The 16801-nt window shown below is 56.9% G+C and carries 13 protein-coding genes and 1 pseudogene; 4 read left to right on the top strand and 10 right to left on the bottom strand.

The features are described 5' to 3' along the window. Positions 1-501: 501 nt before the first annotated feature. Together I6L47_RS06085 and manA are read right to left on the bottom strand one after the other, a co-directional pair. Complete coding sequence (locus I6L47_RS06085) at positions 502-2142, bottom strand: methyl-accepting chemotaxis protein (RefSeq protein ID WP_058058859.1); 1641 nt, start codon at positions 2140-2142, stop codon at positions 502-504. Between the two features lie 861 nt (positions 2143-3003). Continuing rightward, a complete protein-coding gene (manA, locus tag I6L47_RS06080) occupies positions 3004-4203 on the bottom strand; it encodes a mannose-6-phosphate isomerase, class I (protein WP_216948897.1) in 1200 nt (399 codons plus the stop codon). Positions 4204-4332: 129 nt separating this feature from the next. Between manA and I6L47_RS06075 the strand changes: the two genes are divergently transcribed. Together I6L47_RS06075 and icd are read left to right on the top strand one after the other, a co-directional pair. Then, positions 4333-5208: an AraC family transcriptional regulator gene (locus tag I6L47_RS06075; RefSeq protein ID WP_216948896.1), complete on the top strand. Its 876-nt coding sequence runs from the start codon at positions 4333-4335 to the stop codon at positions 5206-5208. A gap of 156 nt (positions 5209-5364) precedes the next feature. Further along, positions 5365-6618 carry an NADP-dependent isocitrate dehydrogenase gene (gene icd, locus I6L47_RS06070; protein WP_043821327.1) on the top strand — a complete coding sequence of 418 codons (1254 nt, stop codon included), beginning with the start codon at positions 5365-5367 and terminating at the stop codon, positions 6616-6618. A 72-nt stretch (positions 6619-6690) separates the two neighbouring features. Here icd and I6L47_RS06065 read toward each other — a convergent pair whose 3' ends face one another. The 3 genes and pseudogenes from I6L47_RS06065 to dsdX form a co-directional block, all read right to left on the bottom strand. Continuing rightward, positions 6691-6867 carry a hypothetical protein gene (locus tag I6L47_RS06065; protein WP_005337712.1) on the bottom strand — a complete coding sequence of 59 codons (177 nt, stop codon included), beginning with the start codon at positions 6865-6867 and terminating at the stop codon, positions 6691-6693. A 308-nt stretch (positions 6868-7175) separates the two neighbouring features. Next, positions 7176-8507: a D-serine ammonia-lyase gene (locus I6L47_RS06060; protein WP_216948895.1), complete on the bottom strand. Its 1332-nt coding sequence runs from the start codon at positions 8505-8507 to the stop codon at positions 7176-7178. Between the two features lie 16 nt (positions 8508-8523). Further along, positions 8524-9878 (bottom strand): annotated as a pseudogene (gene dsdX, locus I6L47_RS22640) (D-serine transporter DsdX). Between the two features lie 223 nt (positions 9879-10101). Between dsdX and dsdC the strand changes: the two are divergent. After that, entirely contained in the window at positions 10102-11046 is a 945-nt protein-coding gene (gene dsdC / locus I6L47_RS06050; RefSeq protein WP_216948894.1) for a DNA-binding transcriptional regulator DsdC, read from the top strand. A 168-nt stretch (positions 11047-11214) separates the two neighbouring features. Here the strand turns inward: dsdC and I6L47_RS06045 are convergent, their stop codons facing one another. The 3 genes from I6L47_RS06045 to I6L47_RS06035 all read right to left on the bottom strand — a co-directional run bounded on the left by I6L47_RS06045 (position 11215) and on the right by I6L47_RS06035 (position 13255). Next, on the bottom strand, positions 11215-11391 hold the full coding sequence (locus tag I6L47_RS06045; protein ID WP_005337704.1) for a hypothetical protein: 177 nt from the start codon (positions 11389-11391) through the stop codon (positions 11215-11217). Positions 11392-11702: 311 nt separating this feature from the next. Then, positions 11703-12152, bottom strand: coding sequence for a C40 family peptidase (locus tag I6L47_RS06040; protein ID WP_005337703.1), 450 nt, complete (start codon positions 12150-12152; stop codon positions 11703-11705). Between the two features lie 194 nt (positions 12153-12346). Further along, positions 12347-13255 carry a hydrogen peroxide-inducible genes activator gene (locus I6L47_RS06035; protein ID WP_005337702.1) on the bottom strand — a complete coding sequence of 303 codons (909 nt, stop codon included), beginning with the start codon at positions 13253-13255 and terminating at the stop codon, positions 12347-12349. A gap of 146 nt (positions 13256-13401) precedes the next feature. On the opposite strand from I6L47_RS06035, the gene I6L47_RS06030 reads away from it, so the two are divergent. Beyond that, positions 13402-14004 carry a peroxiredoxin C gene (locus I6L47_RS06030; protein WP_005337701.1) on the top strand — a complete coding sequence of 201 codons (603 nt, stop codon included), beginning with the start codon at positions 13402-13404 and terminating at the stop codon, positions 14002-14004. Positions 14005-14292: 288 nt separating this feature from the next. Here the strand turns inward: I6L47_RS06030 and I6L47_RS06025 are convergent, their stop codons facing one another. After that, positions 14293-15258, bottom strand: coding sequence for an alpha-L-glutamate ligase-like protein (locus I6L47_RS06025; protein ID WP_005337700.1), 966 nt, complete (start codon positions 15256-15258; stop codon positions 14293-14295). 3 nt (positions 15259-15261) lie between these two features. After that, positions 15262-16800 carry an inactive transglutaminase family protein gene (locus I6L47_RS06020; RefSeq protein WP_005337699.1) on the bottom strand — a complete coding sequence of 513 codons (1539 nt, stop codon included), beginning with the start codon at positions 16798-16800 and terminating at the stop codon, positions 15262-15264. Position 16801: the final 1 nt, after the last annotated feature.

Below are 16801 nucleotides of genomic sequence, written 5' to 3'. Positions count from 1 at the left end.
GCCGAGCCGCATGATGGGGGGAACAATTGACTTGGATATTGTTCTCCCGTTGGCGCGGTGCCGAAATCGGACAAATGTGCCGTTTACTGGATTTTTGTGCTGTTCAGGTCGCCATGTGACCCAGCTCGCATATCATCATGAAAGCCAATTTATACCGATACCTTTATTTTTTTAAATAAAAATAATGTGTTGCGAGTTGATCTTGCTACTTACATGAGTGCGACGAAAAGGTTTCGCCTTCGGAGGTATGGAGATTTGTGTGCTGCTTTGAGGGCGGAAAATGTGAAGATGCTGGCAAAAAGCGTTGAGAGAACAATCAGAAAGAGGGGGGGCTGCTCTTGATGTGAGTTAATCCCTCCACTGATCACTTGTTATGTGCAGCATTGGTGTTTTCGGGTTTTGTATGGTTCCTTATTTGACAAAGCCCGCCACTTTTATGAATGGCGGGCTGTTTAGTGCTTCAGCCTTATTGGGCTGATGAATGAGGGGGGCAATCGGGCGTTATGTCCGAAACTTGCGTACAACCTCCTGCAGTTGTGTTGCCAACAGGTTGAGGTCGTTGCAAGCCTGAGCCATTTGTTTGGCGCCGGTCGCCACCTCTTCCGAGGCATTGCTGATGTTGACTACATTGCGATTGAGCTCCTCGCTTACCGCCCCCTGCTCTTCAGTTGCGGTGGCAATCTGAATATTCATGTGAGAGATACTGTTAACCGAGCTGCTTATTTCGGCAATAGAGGCTCCCGCTTCGCGAGCAGTGTGGACCGTCTCGGACATCATATCCTGACTCTGTTGCATGGTGACGCCCGCTTCGTTAGCACGCTGCTGCAGTTCGGAGATGATGTGGTTGATCTGGGAAGTGGAGTCTTGGGTTCGTTTGGCCAGAGTGCGGACTTCATCTGCTACCACGGCGAAACCACGACCTTGTTCACCGGCTCGGGCTGCCTCGATTGCCGCATTCAGTGCCAGCAGGTTGGTTTGCTCGGCAATCCCCTGAATGACTTCAAGCACCATGCCGATATTTCGGCTGTCATCACCCAGCTGGCGGATCACCAGAGCAGTCTCTTCGATGGCGGTAGCCACCTTTTCAATCCTGCCGATTGAGTCATTGACGGTCTCGCTGCCTTGTGCGGCTGTGTCGCTGGCTGACGTTGCTGCGCTGGCGGCGTCGTTGGTGTTGCGGGCCACCTCCTGTACCGTGGCTTGCATCTCGTTCATGGCTGTGGCCAGCTGATTGAGCTCATGTTGCTGGGCGCCCATGTTGTTGGCCGATTGCTGTGCCACCGCGCTGATCTCTTCGGCGGCCGCACCCAACTGCACTACCGAGCCGGAAACCTCGTTGACCAGCATGCGCAGATTGGATTGCATCTCGTTGAACCCTTGAGCCAGCTTACCCAGCTCGTCATGGGAGAATTGCTTCATGTCGAGTTGGCTGGTGAGGTTGCCTGCCGCCACCTGGCGGGTCTGCTCCAGCAGGGTCATCACTGGATTGCGGATCTGCCGGATCAGCAGCCAGGCCACAATAACGACGAACAGCAAGGTTAGCGCACCGACTGTAGTGCTCAGCAGTTTTGCCCGTTCATAGGAGGCCTCACTCTGCTTGGTCAGCAGGTTGGCAACCCGATCGTTCTCCTTGCGCAGCTCCAGACCATCCTGTCCTGCCTGCTCGAGGGCTGCACGAGATTCGTTTTTGATCAGCGACTGCACCTTGGCAATATCTCCCTGCCGTATGGCTGTTTCCAAGTCACCATGAGCTGAAAAATATTTGGCTGCTGCAGTTTTCAGCTCTGCAAACATGTTGCGATCTCGCTCCGACACAAAAGGCATCGATCCATACCGTTGCTCGGCGGCCATGTACTGACTCTTTGCCGCTTCGAAAGACTGTGTGCTGCTGTTGAGGGAGTCGGGATCCTTGCTCAGTGCATCTATCACCATGTTCAGTTCGGCACGGCGAGCGTCCAGCAAGGACACATGCATCTGGCTGGATGCCCGGATGGAGGGCACGATATTGTCGCTGACCTCACTGGCGTCACGGTAAATATTGGAGAGTTGTAAAGTGGCAAACCAGGCAAAACCCAGCATCAACAAAGCGAGAGTGGTAAACGCCATGGTCAGCTTTTGCCCAATTGTCATTTTTGTCAGCATATATCCTCTTTTATCTATTTTTGTCAGCGAATCTTTGTGTGAAATTTATGTCGGCGAATAGATGTGATACCTTAAAAATAAATCAAATAAAAGTAATCTTAATCACAGAGGGTATTTAAGGTCTATTTCTTTACTGCAATGAGGTTTGGCTGGCATATCAAAAAATAAATATAAAATCTCTCATTACCCTGCTTTTAAATTGATTGAATTGTCAGTTCATGCAGCCTGGCTTTTTTACGGATTACGTCAGTCGAAGGTGTGGTGTAAAAGAAAAAAATGTTACGCATCATAGTGTTATGCTTTTTTCTTAAGTTGTTATTTTCGACAAAGATCGAATGGTCTGCTTGGAATTAAATTATAGAACGACTAAAAAATAGGGCTGCATCTCGAAAATTCAAAAGAGATTTCTTTCGTTTTCATTATTGATGGCTCTGTATGACTACGTGTGCTAAATGTTTACAGACCGAATGATGATAGCTGGGGAAAGATTTAATGATGATGCATCTATGCGCTGTTTTAGTTTTCATTAGGGGGTGAAAATAGTAGAGGATAGAGTTGTTATTTTTATTGCCTCCATTTTTTCGGATACTCAGAGTGTCGCCGTTGCTTGTGCAGGCTGGAATTTTCTTCGTTTCAGCAGACCCAGTCATCTGCATCAGGGGTGCGCCAAGCTCAGGCGACAAACCTGTGGAGCTGGTTGTGGGCAGGATGCAGTCAGGGATGGGCTTCAGAGTGATATGCCTGAAGGAAGGTAGGCATAAGAGAGCAGTAGAGATACAGACGGACTTGATTGGTAGGCCATATTGTTCTGTTGGGAGGGGGGCATATTCCCCCTCCAACGAGAGTCGGCTCTTATGCTGATTAGCAGCGGTTGCCGGCGCGGGCGACCCGCCCTTCGGCCAGCAGTTGATAAGTGCCAGTCGCTGCAGGAATAAAGGCAGATTGCCCCTTTTCCAGACGCAGTGACTGTTCGCCCTGCTTGAGGGTCACTGTGTCATCGATGGCAAACAGGATCTCGGCGCTGGCAGTGGTGAGCTGATGCTCGCCAGCCGGGTAGACGCTGAAGGTGAAGTCCGGTACCGGTACCTCGAAGTGTTGCACCGATCCTTCAACATGGGGAGCAAGCAGGATCTGGTCATCCGGCTTGGCCTGGCAGCGGGTGCAATCCAAGAGCTCTGCCACATCGATGTATTTGGGGGTGAGACCGGCGCGCAGCACGTTGTCCGAGTTGGCCATGATCTCGAGGCCGGTGCCGCGCAGATAGGCGTGCGGGGTGCAGGCATCGAGGAACATCGCCTGACCGGGCTCAAGCGTCACCACGTTGAGCAGCAGCGGCGAGAAGAGGCCCACATCTCCCGGGTACTGGGCCGCCAGACTGGTGATGAGGGCAAACGTCTCCTCATCCTGATGGGCGGCGGCATAGGCCAGCAGCCCTTCCAACGCCTCGTCCTTGCGCGCCCCTTCCAGTACCAGCAGCTGGTGGAAGAAGTGCTGCAGGCCCGCTTCATTCTGGCTGGCGGCAAGGGCTGCGGTCAGATCGGCGATGGCCGCCAGATTGACCCGCTCGAACAGTGCCAGAATGGCGGGAATGGCGCGAAAGCCGTTCATCGCCTGATAGGGGGTGAGGGCAAAGACCAGCTCCGGCTTATGGTTCGGGTCCTTGTAGTTGCGATTGCTCGCCTTGATATCGATGCCTGCGGCCTCCTCTTTGGCAAAGCCCGCTTCGGCCTGAGCCTTGCTCGGGTGCACCTGAATGGAGAGAGCCTTCTCGGCACACAACACCTTGAACAGGAACGGCAGGCTGCCAAAACGGGCGAAGGTGGCCTCACCCAGCGCGGCGGCCGGGGCCCGGTCGATCACCGTAGAAAGCTTTTGCACACTGCCCGCCAGCGTCACCTCGGAGCAGCCGTTGGGGTGAGCCCCCATCCAGAGCTCGGCCTGGGGTTTGCCTTGCGGGTTGGGAATGCCAAACAGGGTGGTGAGGGAGTCATGACTGCCCCAGTCATAGCCTTGAATCGGGTTTTGCATCAACAGAAAGGAGGGCAGATCGCTACTGCTCATAAGGGACGCCTCGTCTAGTTTGAAGAAAATCGGGTGCAGAAAAGGGTGGCATTACTGCTGTGGACCGGACTATAACATGGGCGGTCGTGCGCGCCGCAACCGCTTGCCTCTCTCTTGATCAGGATCACCATGTCTCTCATCTTCAGCCAACTGCTCGACGGAGCCCTGAGCGAACAGGTTCCATTTGACCAAATCTGGTTTGCCAGTGAACAGGGGGTGCCACCCAGTTTCAGCTATCAGGTCAACTTTCCCCGCCTCGAGCTGGTCTTTAGCGGCGAGTATCTCAACCAAATTTGGGACAGGGAGGAGGGGGTCAGAGAGATCAGTGTATTGCCGGGACAGGTGCTCTATATCCCTCCCAACGGCTGGAACAAGCCGCTCTGGACCACCGACTGCTCGGTGCTGAGCCTGCTGTTTGGCAAACGCCAGCTGGGGTTCAGTCTGGTGAGCAAGCGCCGTGAAGATCCCGATTTCTTCGATGTGCAAAAGCACAGCATCATGGCGCGGGCGGGCCATGTGATCGAACACATTTTGGCGGCGCTGAACGTACTGACCGAGGATCCCGGTCGCTCCCCCACCGATGATCACCTGCTGCAGGCTCTGCTGGCGAGTGCCCGTCAGCTGTTGCTGGAGTCCGCCACGGATCGGCCACGGGGGGCAGAGCTCTTTCACGGGATCTGCATCTATATCCAGGAGAACTTTCACCGCTCCATCACCCGTGACTCCATCGCCCACCGCTTCAACGTTTCAGCCAGCCATCTCTCCCACCTGTTCCGCGAGCAGGGTCATATGCGCCTTGCCGATTACATCAGTTGGGTGCGGATCGATCGGGCCAAATTCATGCTGAAAAAGTACCGCTTCCGGCTTGAAGAGGTGGCCAGTCGCTGCGGTTACAGTGACGTGAACTACTTCTGCCGGGTGTTCAAACAGAAGACCGGCTTGACTCCTTCCCAGTACCGTTCCCTGAGTCAGCCGCAGGCGGCGGCCAGCGAGCTGGAGGGATAACGGGGCTGTGTCGGGAAGGCGTGGTGACGGCGTACTGGCGGGTGGCTACCTCTTTGGTCTGACATGCTTTCTTGTCGTTTTATTATGAAAATGAATGGGCTAAGATGGCCGCGCGCAACAAACAAGTTGATAACAAACGGAAGTTAGGAGATGCCGATGGAAAGCAAAGTAGTAATCCCGACCCAAGGTCAGAAAATCACAGTCGATGCCAACGGCAAGCTGCAGGTTCCCAACCATCCGATCATTCCGTTTATTGAAGGGGATGGCATCGGTGTTGACGTAACCCCGGCCATGTTGAATGTGGTGAATGCTGCGGTCGAGAAAGCCTACAAGGGCGAGCGCAAGATCGCCTGGATGGAGATCTATACCGGCGAGAAATCGACTCATGTCTATGGCGAAGGTGCCTGGCTGCCGGCCGAAACCCTAGATTTCATTCGTGAATATTGCGTGGCCATCAAGGGCCCGCTGACCACGCCGGTCGGTGGCGGTATTCGCTCCCTCAACGTAGCCCTGCGTCAGGAGCTGGATCTCTACATCTGCCTGCGCCCGGTGCGTTACTACGAGGGCACCCCGAGCCCGGTGAAACGTCCTGATCTGACCGACATGGTGATCTTCCGCGAAAACGCCGAAGACATCTACGCCGGTATCGAGTGGAAGGCCGACAGCGCCGAAGCGAACAAGGTGATCGCCTTCCTGCAAAACGAGATGGGCGTGAAGAAAATTCGCTTCCCCGAGTCCTGCGGGATCGGCATCAAGCCGATGTCCAAGGCTGGTACCGAGCGTCTGGTGCGTGCCGCTATCGAGTATGCCATCGACAACGATCGTGACTCCGTGACTCTGGTGCACAAGGGCAACATCATGAAGTTCACCGAAGGTGCCTTCAAGGATTGGGGCTATGCTCTGGCCCAGAACGAGTACGGTGCCCAGCTGATTGACGGCGGCCCCTGGTGCTCCTTCAAGAACCCGAAAACCGGCAAGACCATCGTCATCAAGGATGTCATCGCCGATGCCTTCCTGCAGCAGATCCTGCTGCGCCCGGCCGAGTATGACGTCATCGCCTGTATGAACCTCAACGGCGACTACATCTCCGACGCGCTGGCCGCTCAGGTAGGCGGTATCGGCATCGCACCGGGTGCCAACATCGGTGACGGCGTGGCCCTGTTCGAAGCGACCCACGGTACTGCACCGAAGTATGCCGGTCAGGACAAGGTCAATCCAGGCTCCCTCATCCTCTCCGCCGAGATGATGCTGCGCCACATGGGCTGGGTCGAAGCGGCCGATCTCATCATCAAGGGGATGGAAGCGGCGATCCGCAACAAGACCGTCACCTATGACTTCGAGCGTCTGATGGAAGGGGCCACCCTGCGCTCCTGCTCCCAGTTTGCTCAGGACATGATCGACCAGATGTAATCTGCTGCTTGCCATAAATGCAAAACCGGCGCCATGTGCGCCGGTTTTTTTATCGCGAAAGAGTAAAGGGGCTTATTGCGCCTGCTCTACGTGTTGCTGATAGCGTTGCTGCCATTTGCTGGTTTCTGCTTCATCACCCTGGGCTTTCCAGAAGGCGCAGATGGTGTTGGCAAGTTCCGAAGCCATCGCATGATCTCCGTCACGTCGACTCATCAGATAATCTCCCAGCCAGCTTTGATATTGTTTCATTACCCGATCTCCTTATCTCATGTGCCTTTGAGGGTGCCCACCTTGACGGGAGCCTGTCGGCTCATCCTGGGGGGAACATCATCAGGCATGATGGTGCAAAGTCACGACCCGGGCAGAGAGCCCGATGGGCAATCTGGCGGCGAACGTGACGCGAGATGTCAAAAAATGAGCGCCATCTTAGCACAAACTGACCAACTTGGGGAAATTGTCGCCATGGATTGCGACAGAACTGCCCCATCCCTTTGTTCCCAAAACAGAAAACCCGCCGTGATGGCGGGTTTATTTGCAGATAAATGTGGCAAAACAGCCTAGATCTTGGCGCTGGCCAGGTACTTTGCCATCTCCTCGGCGGGCACCATGCCACCGCCGGTGGCCCACACCAGATGGGTGGCCTGTGCCATGGTTGCGGCATCGAAACCGCGCCCGGTGAGCCACTCGGGATTGGCAGCCACCCGCCACGGGCCGGCCATACCCGCCAGAGCAGAAGGTTCGAGTGTGATCTGTTCATCGCGTGCCAGCAGCCCCAGCAGGTCATACATCTCCTGATCGCTCAGGGTGTAGAAGCCATCAAGCAGCCGTTCCATGGCACGGCCGACGAAGCCGGAGGCGCGTCCTACCGCGAGGCCGTCGGCTGCGGTGAGGTTGTCGATGCCCAGATCCTGCACCGCAATGGCATCGTGCAATCCGGTGTGGACCCCCAGCAACATGCAGGGGGAGTGAGTGGGCTCGGCGAAGAAGCAGTGGACGTTATCCCCGAATGCGAGTTTGAGACCAAAGGCCACGCCACCCGGGCCGCCACCCACGCCGCAGGGGAGGTAGACAAACAGCGGGTGGTCGGCATCCACCTTGATACCCATCTGGTCGAACTGCTTTTTCACCCGCTCGCCCGCCACCGAGTAGCCGAGGAACAGGGTGCGGGAGTTCTCGTCGTCGATAAAGAAGCAGTTGGGGTCGCGTTCGGCCTCTTTGCGCCCCTGTTCCACCGCCACCCCGTAATCTTCGGCATATTCGACCACGATGACACCGTGTTCACGCAGCTTGCGCTTCTTCCACTCTCGCGCATCGGCTGACATGTGGACGATGACGGTAAAGCCGAGCTTGGCGCTCATGATGCCGATGGACATGCCAAGGTTGCCGGTGGAGCCTACCGCGATGCTGTACTGGCTGAAGAACTGGCGAAACTCGTCGCTAAAGAGCTTGCGGTAGTCATCATCTTCGCAGAGCAGTCCCGCCTTGATCGCCAACTGTTCGGCGTGAGTCAGCACCTCGTAGATACCGCCTCGCGCCTTGATGGAGCCGGAGATGGGCAGATGACTGTCTTTTTTCAGCAGCAGTCGACCGGTGACCTCAACCCCGTAGCGCCGGTTGAGCGTAGCCTGCATCGCCGGAATGGCGGCGATCTCGGACTCCAGAATACCGTTGCTGGCGCGGGTCTCGGGGAAGGCTTCGCACATGTAGGGGGCGAAGCGGGCCAGCCGAGCGGAAGCGTCCGCCACATTGTTGTTATCGAGCCCCACATAGGGCAGACCGGCAGCCAGAGTGGTGGTGTTGGGGTTGAGCCAGGTGACTGGCTCAAGCGCGATCAGGGATTGCACCAGTGGAAATTGCTCTGTGAGCTGTTGTACGTCGATGTTTTTCATAGTGTTCTCGGTCTTGTTACACGATAAAGGAGAGCAGGAAGGTACCGGCTAGCGCCATCAGGGAGGCGACCAAGGTGGCGGTGGTGTAGTACTTGAGCGTTTCGTTCAGGGTGGCGCCGCAATACTGCTTGACCAGCCAGAACAGAGAGTCAGTCACCATGGTGCAGCCAATGGCACCGGAGCCGATGGCCAGGGTCATGATCTCCGGGCTGATGTTCGGGTAGTGCACCATGATGGGGGAGACGATGGCGGTGGCGCCCATCATGGCGACGGTGGCGGAGCCCACAGCGGCGTGCAGCACGATGGCAACCAGCCAGGCGAGCAGAATGGGGTGCATATCCAGCTGGGAGAGGATGGTGGCCAGGCTATCGCCCAGGCCGCTTGCCTTGAGCACCCCATTGAAGGCGCCACCCGCACCGATGATGAGCAGAATGTTGGCGATGGAGGAGAAGCACTCCTCGGTCTTGTTAAGCAGTCCCTCCATCTTCATTTGCTGGCGGATCCCCAGCACGTAGTAGGCGGTGAAGGCTGCGATAAACATGGCGGTGATGGGGTTGCCGATAAACTCCAGCACGGTGTAGAGGTGGCTGGCGTGCTCCATATTGAGCTCGGCGACCGTCTTGGCAAGCATCAGCAGGATGGGCAGCAGCACGGTAAAGAGCGAGGCGCTTAAGGTCGGGAGAGTTGCCTCATCGCGGGCCTTGATATCGGCAAAGGCAGCGGGCACCTCCTTGAACGGGAGCCGGTTACCCAGCAGCTTGAGGAACAGGGGGCCGCCCACCAGCGAGGCAAAGAGGCCGACTGCCAGACCATAGACGATGACGGATCCCACATCGGCGCCCAGCTGATTGGTGACATAGGCTGATTGGTGACATAGAGGGCAGCAGGGTGCGGCGGCACTATGCAGTGCACGGCCATCAGGGCGGTGCAGAGCGGAATGGCCAGCTTGAGCAGCGAGGTGTTGGTCTTGCGGGCGATGGAGAAGGCGAGCGGGATCAGCAGCACCACGCCGACTTCGACAAACAGGGTGATGCCACATACCAGACCCACCAGTACCATGATGACATCCGGCGAGAGCCAGCGGCATCTCTGCAGGGCGAGGCCGATGCGCTCAGCCGCGCCAGACACCTCCATCATCTTGCCAAGTATGGTGCCAAGGCCGATGACGGCGGCGAGAAAGCCTAGCGTGCCGCCAATGCCCTCTTCCATGGCGCTGACCATCTTGAGGGGCTCCATCCCCATCAGGGTGCCCACATAGAAGCTGGCCAACAGCAGGGCAAGAAAGGGGTGGATCTTGCTCTTCACTATGGTGACCACGATAAGAACGATGCTACTTAGCAAGGTAGCGATGACCCATACCTCTGAACTCATACTGCGCCTCGACATCTGTTGTGTGTGATTGTTTATGCGCTTATTGAATGAAAATGAGGCGGGGCTGACAAATGATGAAATCGACCACTTGGGTGAGCTGAGGTGATGCAAGAGCGCTGCATTGGTCACAATTTATCGAAATCACATTCTTTGGGTCTTTTGGTTTCATCCTGAAGATGGCCTGCGGGTGTATCATCGGCAGCCATTGCGAAGAGGGGGATGAATGTATAACGGGGATAATTACATATCGCGCAACAAGCTGTTGAGCGGCTACCAGTTGGCCAAGTTGCACACCTTCGAGGCGGCCGCCCGCCACGGATCCTTTGCCATGGCGGCTGATGAATTGTCGCTGAGTCCCAGTGCCGTGAGTCACCGGATCAGCGCGTTGGAAGAGGAGCTGGGGTTCAAGCTCTTTGAGCGTTTTCACCGCAAGGTGGTACTGACGGCGGATGGGCAGCGGGTGTTTTGGGCGCTCAAATCCTCACTGGAGTTCATCAATCAGGAGATCCTGGAGATCAAGAATCAGGAGCTCTCCGGTACCCTGACCATCTATTCGCGTCCCTCCATCGCCCAGTGCTGGCTGGTGCCCAGGTTGGCGGATTTCTCCCGCCTGCATCCGCAGATCGAGCTCAATATCATCACCGGCAACGAGAACATCAACCTGCATGGTTATGGCATCGATTTGACCCTCTATTTCGATGAGAAGAGCCCAGAGCGGCTTGCCATCCACCCGCTGATGGATGAGTTCATGCTGCCGGTCTGCAGCCCGGAATATGCCGAGCAGCACGGGCTTGTCGGCAATCCCGCCAACTTGTCCTTGTGCCGTCTACTTCATGATCGGCAGGCATGGGGATTTGACTCGGATACCGATGAATGGAGCAGTTGGGCTCGCCACGCCGGGGTCAGCCTCGAGGCATGCCAGCTGAGCATGGGTTTTGATCGCTCGGATCTCGCCATCATCGCCGCCATGAATCACGCCGGGATCGCCATGGGGCGCAAGAATCTGGTGAGCAAGCGACTGGCACGCAACGAGCTGGTGGCCCCTTTTGCCGGGCTGGAGATCAAGTGCGAGCAGCGTTATTACATGGCGACCCTGCCCAATCGGGCGTGTCCCAAGATCCAGGCCTTTATCGACTGGGCGCAGGAAATGGCTGCCGAGATGGAATGAACAGAGGCCGGTGCGCAAGAGCAAAATGAAGATGGTACAGCGCTAGTGAACGAAGGTAGCGGTTTAACGTAGCGGGAAAATTGGGGGAGAGGGGTTGGCTGATGGTGGTTGGTCGCGAGTGGCCTTGCTGCCAACACCGGGTAGCTGGCAGCAAGGCAACGGTCGGGATCAGGTGGTCTTTTCCAGATGGTTCTGGTAAATCTGCTGCCACTTGTCCAGTTCGTTTTCATCACCCTGCTGCTGCCAGAACTCGCAGATGGAACTCGCCATCTCGCATGCCATGGCGTGGTCACCGTCACGGCGACTCATCAGGTATTGCCCCAGCCAGCTTTGATACTGTTTCATTGCACGATCTCCTTATCTATTTAACCCTTGATACTGCAGCTGTGGGCCACCCGTCCGGCAGTGTTGCGCCACACTCCACTTTCGCCGCGCGCAGCTTGTTATTGCCTCGCTTGTTGTCAATCAGGACAGAAAGAGTATGAGAAAAAGGCGAAAGTGTTAAAAATTGGCCACCACCTTATCACAAAATGGTGTGATATGCAGGCTTTGGGGCCAATTGAGTTATAAGCGTGGGTTGCGTGTCCCGACATCGCGACAGGGATTGACGGAGAGTATCGGCACGCAACTTGTGCCGCAAGCAGGCGTTTGAGCGGTTACTGGGTCACCCGACGTGCCTGCCAGTAGCGACTGTTCCAGTAGACGTTGTCGAGGCGGGAGCGGATCACTCCCTTGCTGGTGGAGGCGTGAATAAACTCGCCGGCACCTGTGTAGACCCCCACATGGTACTGTTGCCAGCCGGTTTTGAAGAAGACCAGATCCCCGTGTTGCAGCCGGTAGCGATCCACCGGTTTGCCAATGCTGGCCTGAGATTCGGTGGTTCTTGGCAGGTTGAAGCCCAGCACCTGACTGTAGGCGAGCTGGGTGAAGGCGGAGCAGTCTAGCCCGGCGCGGCTGGCGCCGCCCATGCGGTAGGGAACACCACGCCATTGTTGGTAGAAGCCATCGAAGGCACTGCTCTGCCGGGGGGCCGGAGGAGGCTCCGGCGTGCTGGAACAGGCGGCCAGCAGCAGAGTCAGCAGGGATAGCAGCAGCTTGCGATACATCGGGCTCTCTCCACGGACGGGTCTACCAAACGAGACATTTATCGAACGCCATATCCTGCCAAATCGTTCTGGCGGCAGGAGGGCACGCGACAACTTTTCCATCATAAACAGGGATCTGGCTCCAGACCTAGTCTCCGAGAGGAAAAATGTGGCGGGGAACTGAAAAACGCCAACCCGAGGGCTGGCGTTTGTTGTCACTCGTTGTGGCTGATCAGCGGTTTAAGCAGCTCGGCCAGCTTGTAGAAGGTCTGCACCCGGGTGGTGCTGGGGCGCCAGACCAGCCCGATCTCGCGATAGGAGGTCTCTCCCGGCAGCGGGATGGCCACCAGATCGGAGTTGGCAAGAATGCCGGCATCGATGGCCATCTGCGGCAGGAAGGTGGTTCCAAGACCCGCTTCCACCATCTGTACCAGGGTGTGCAGGCTGGTTGCAGCAAACGGGTTGATCTTGCTCTTGTCCCGCAGGCGGCAAGCGCTCACTGCGTGCTCGGTGAGGCAGTGCTCCCGCTCCAGCAGGAAGATGCTCTGGTTGGGCAGCTCCTTGTAGTCGAACGGGGTATGCAGACCGGCCGCCATGCTGGCTGGCATCACCATGTGGAACGGATCCTGACCGACGGTCTTGCAGTGAAATCCACCTATCTCGATGGGCAGGGCGAGGATCAGCAAATCGAGCTGACCCTGTTCCAGCTGCTTGAGCAGATTGCTGGTGGTGTCTTCACGCAGCAACAATTCGAGGTCAGGATAGGTTTTGCTGCACTCTTTCAGCAGCTTGCTCAGCAGGAAGGGGGCGATGGTGGGAATGCAGCCCAGACGTACCGTCCCCTGCATCACGCCGCCCTGATGTTGCCCGAGCTCCATCAGATCCCGTGCATCGGAGAGCAAATTGCGAGCGCGCTCGACGATTTCCATGCCGACCGGGGTCATAATGAAGCTCTTGTGGTCCCGCTCCACCAGTTGCAGGTTCATCATGTCCTCCAGCGTCTGGATCCCGGTACTCAGGGTCGACTGGCTGACATGACAGGCCTTGGCGGCGCGGTTGAAGTTCTTGTGCTCATCGAGAGCGACCAGATATTGCAGCTGTTTGAGGCTGGGCCAACGTTGCATAGAAAAACCCGATTAATGCTATCTATTTAATTTGATTTAACTAATCTACCACCGGGTCTATAGTTTGTCGCTTGAATTAGATGGACTTGGCTCTAGGTAGCCCAATCCTCACCGGATTGTTCACTTCACATAAAGAGGAATTGAATATGGTATTGGTAGGCCGTCCCGCACCCGATTTTACCGCCGCAGCTGTTCTGGGTAATGGCGAGATCGTTGATTCATTCAACCTGTCATCCCACATCAAAGGCAAAGCTGCCGTTGTCTTCTTTTATCCGCTCGATTTCACCTTCGTCTGCCCGTCCGAGCTGATTGCCTTCGATCACCGTTATGAAGAGTTCCAGAAGCGTGGCGTGGAAGTGATCGGTGTTTCCATCGATTCCCAGTTCTCCCACAACGCATGGCGCAACACCAAAGTGGAAGATGGCGGTATCGGTCAGGTCAAGTACCCACTGATCGCCGACGTGAAACACGAAATCTGCAAAGCCTATGACGTTGAGCATCCGGAAGCCGGCGTGGCGTTCCGTGGCTCCTTCCTGATCGACAAGAACGGTGTCGTTCGTCACCAGGTTGTCAACGATCTGCCGCTGGGCCGCAACATCGACGAGATGCTGCGCATGGTCGATGCCCTGCAATTCCACGAAGAGCACGGCGAAGTGTGCCCCGCTCAGTGGGAAAAAGGCAAAAAAGGTATGCAAGCCTCTCCGGACGGCGTTGCCAAGTACCTGTCCGAGAATGCTGACTCTCTGTAATCGAGCTGCACTCTCCTTGAAGAACCGGCGTTTTGGCGCCGGTTTTTTTATACCTGAGATTTATCCATCCCCTGACATTGCGGTCACACTCTTCTCGTTCCGTCGTTCCGTCGTTCCGTCGTTCCGTCGTTCCATCGCTCTCCTCGCTATTCCAAGCTGCCGTTCGCTGGAGTACTCGTCGTTACGAAATGAGGTGCTGATCCGAATGGCTGGGTGGGGGGATATGCCGACAGATAATCGCCATAAAAAAAGCGCGCCATAGGCGCGCTCAGTTCACAAGCGAAGAAGTTATTCCTCAAAGATCCCGAAGTGATCCTTGGCAAAATTGACTCGCTGCTCCACGTTCATCTTCACCTGCCCCAGCTTCTCGATGGTCTTGAGGTTGGGCACCAGGCCGCGACCGTTGGCGATCTGGATGGCAAGACCCGGACGGGCGTTGAGCTCCAGCAGCATGGGGCCGCGGAACTTGTCCAGCACCATGTCGGTGCCGATATAGCCCAGACCCGACATCTCGTAGCAGGAGGCGGCGAGGGTGAGCAGGGTATCCCAGTGTGGGACCTTGAGCTCATAGAGATCGAGGCCGGTATCCGGATGGTGGCGCAGCGGATTGCCAAACTGCACCGCCCGCAGGGCACGACCGGTACGCAGGCACAGACCCACCCCCACGGCGCCCTGGTGCAGATTCGCCTTGCCGTCGGAGGCGGCGGTGGAGAGGCGCATCATCGCCATAACCGGGAACCCCTTGAAGATGATGACCCGGGCATCGGGTACCCCTTCGAAGGAGTAGCCGTCGAACACATCATCAAAGTTGATGAGGCCTTCCACCAGTGCCACGTCGGGCTTGCCGCCAAGCGAATAGAGCCCCGCCAGAATGTTGGAGACATGGCGCTCCAGATCCTGACCGTTGGAGGCGCTGCCGTTAGGTTTATAGAAGAGGCCATCTTCCTGACGCAGGATCACCAGGATCCCCTTGCCGCCCGAGCCACGAGCCGGCTTGATGCAGAAGCCCGGCCAATCTTTTACCAGCTCGGTGATGCGACCCACATCGTGCTGGGCACGGATGGTACCGATCAGCTCAGGCACGGTAACCCCTGCATCCAGCGCAATTTGCTTGGTCTGCAGCTTGTCATCCACCAGCGGATAGAGGCTGCGCGGATTGTAGCGGCTGATGTAGGAGTGGTTGCGTTTGTTCATGCCGAGGATGCCTGATTGGGACAGGCTCCACGGGGTGGTGTATTTTTCCCAGAACCACATCGGTTACTTGTCCTTACCCGGGGTGACGCCAGATTTCATCTCGTCCACCAGCGGCTTGAAGCGCTTCAGTTCGCTCAGCTTGTAGCCGGTGTAGTTACCCATCAACAGCACGGTCGCCATCAGCACCAGCTGCAGGCCGAGGAAGTTGAAGGTGAGGTGACGAATAAGCTCGTTATCCATGGCCAGATAGGCGATGACAGCCACCAGCAGAGAGCCACCGCCCTGGCGGAACACCTCTTTCGGGCCCTCTTCTTCCCACAGGATGGACATCCGTTCGATGGTCCAGGAGAGGATGATCATCGGGAAGAAGGTGATCTTCATACCGTCGGTCAGCCCCAGCTTGAAGGCGAACGCGGAGAAGATACCGATCATCGAGATAACCATGATGATGATGGCCGATATTCGGGCGACCAGCAGCAGGTTAAGCCGCGACAGATAGGAGCGGATGATGAGACCGGTGCCGACGATCAGCAGGAAGCCGATGAGACCGGTGACCAGCGAGGTCTGGATAAAGGCGACCGCGATCAGCACCGGCATAAAGGTACCGGAGGTCTTGATCCCCACCAGAACCCGCAGGAACACCACCATCAGCACGCCGATCGGGATCAGCAGCAAGCCCTTGAACAGGGTCTGCTCTTCCAGTGGTAGGCTGTGGATGGAGAAGTTCATCATCTCTGATTTTTCGAACTTCTGGGCCAGAGCAACGCTGACCGGCTGCTCCTGCTCGATCATCGAGAAGCTGACACGGGAGTTGTGACCACCGGTCACGTCCAGCAGGGCGCCAGAGTTATATTCCCACAGCAGCAGGTTGGCCGGACGGCCCTGTTCACCGGTTTGCGGGTTGAACAGCTTGTAGTCGGTCGGGCTGTTGAATACCTGCAGGTAATCCACCAGCTCCTGACGACGGCGGCCATCTTCCAGATTCAGGGCATGCACCACGCGGGTGGGGACGTCAGCATTGTTGAGCAGCTCGGCGATCAGGTTGGCGCGGCTCTTGTGCTTTTTCAGCAGCTCGGCGTTCTGCTCCTGCTTCTCGATCTCTTTGATGATCTCGCGAGTCAGGGTGTAGCCGTCGGCAGAGCGCTCCTGGGCCCGCTCGAGGATCTGCTTCATCGCGGTGGCGTAAGGCTCACTCTCGATCTGCTTCTCGATGGCAGGCGGCTGCGGATTGGCGGCCGGTTTGGCATGGGCATCCGCCATCATGTCGACGCGGTAATAGAGCTCCTGACGGCCAGAGGCGGTGCGGATGGACCACTCGGCGCGGGCATCGCCATCTTTCTCGACGAAGGAGAGGCCGTAGCCGGGGCTGGCGGCGTTCTCGTTCATCAGGGTGAAACCGGGCTGGGTGCCCGGAATGGCCAGGGAGGCGATCACCGGCTCACCGGTCGCCTCAAACTCCAGCTTGGCTTCGATGGACCAGATCTGGCGCTTTTCACCGGGCGTCAGCGGCACATCCAACGCGATATGGTGATAGATCGTCATCCCCAGGCCGACAATGTACAGCAGGGCTACCAGCAAATAGAACGGCTTACGGGAAACCATG

Source organism: Aeromonas sp. FDAARGOS 1417, assembly GCF_019046985.1.
GTDB classification, from domain to species: domain Bacteria; phylum Pseudomonadota; class Gammaproteobacteria; order Enterobacterales; family Aeromonadaceae; genus Aeromonas; species Aeromonas veronii.
Note: the sequence above shows the minus strand (reverse complement) of the source record. Positions and strands in the feature narration are given on the sequence as shown.

What these genes read in the sequence shown, in the direction of transcription:
- I6L47_RS06020 (WP_005337699.1), bottom strand. Translation starts at nt 16,800, where the DNA reads ATGGTTTCCCGTAAGCCGTTCTATTTGCTGGTAGCCCTGCTGTACATT.
- I6L47_RS06030 (WP_005337701.1), top strand. Translation starts at nt 13,402, where the DNA reads ATGGTATTGGTAGGCCGTCCCGCACCCGATTTTACCGCCGCAGCTGTT.
- icd (WP_043821327.1), top strand. Translation starts at nt 5,365, where the DNA reads ATGGAAAGCAAAGTAGTAATCCCGACCCAAGGTCAGAAAATCACAGTC.
- I6L47_RS06040 (WP_005337703.1), bottom strand. Translation starts at nt 12,152, where the DNA reads ATGTATCGCAAGCTGCTGCTATCCCTGCTGACTCTGCTGCTGGCCGCC.
- I6L47_RS06065 (WP_005337712.1), bottom strand. Translation starts at nt 6,867, where the DNA reads ATGAAACAATATCAAAGCTGGCTGGGAGATTATCTGATGAGTCGACGT.
- dsdC (WP_216948894.1), top strand. Translation starts at nt 10,102, where the DNA reads ATGTATAACGGGGATAATTACATATCGCGCAACAAGCTGTTGAGCGGC.
- I6L47_RS06075 (WP_216948896.1), top strand. Translation starts at nt 4,333, where the DNA reads ATGTCTCTCATCTTCAGCCAACTGCTCGACGGAGCCCTGAGCGAACAG.
- I6L47_RS06035 (WP_005337702.1), bottom strand. Translation starts at nt 13,255, where the DNA reads ATGCAACGTTGGCCCAGCCTCAAACAGCTGCAATATCTGGTCGCTCTC.
- I6L47_RS06060 (WP_216948895.1), bottom strand. Translation starts at nt 8,507, where the DNA reads ATGAAAAACATCGACGTACAACAGCTCACAGAGCAATTTCCACTGGTG.
- I6L47_RS06085 (WP_058058859.1), bottom strand. Translation starts at nt 2,142, where the DNA reads ATGCTGACAAAAATGACAATTGGGCAAAAGCTGACCATGGCGTTTACC.
- manA (WP_216948897.1), bottom strand. Translation starts at nt 4,203, where the DNA reads ATGAGCAGTAGCGATCTGCCCTCCTTTCTGTTGATGCAAAACCCGATT.
- I6L47_RS06025 (WP_005337700.1), bottom strand. Translation starts at nt 15,258, where the DNA reads ATGTGGTTCTGGGAAAAATACACCACCCCGTGGAGCCTGTCCCAATCA.
- I6L47_RS06045 (WP_005337704.1), bottom strand. Translation starts at nt 11,391, where the DNA reads ATGAAACAGTATCAAAGCTGGCTGGGGCAATACCTGATGAGTCGCCGT.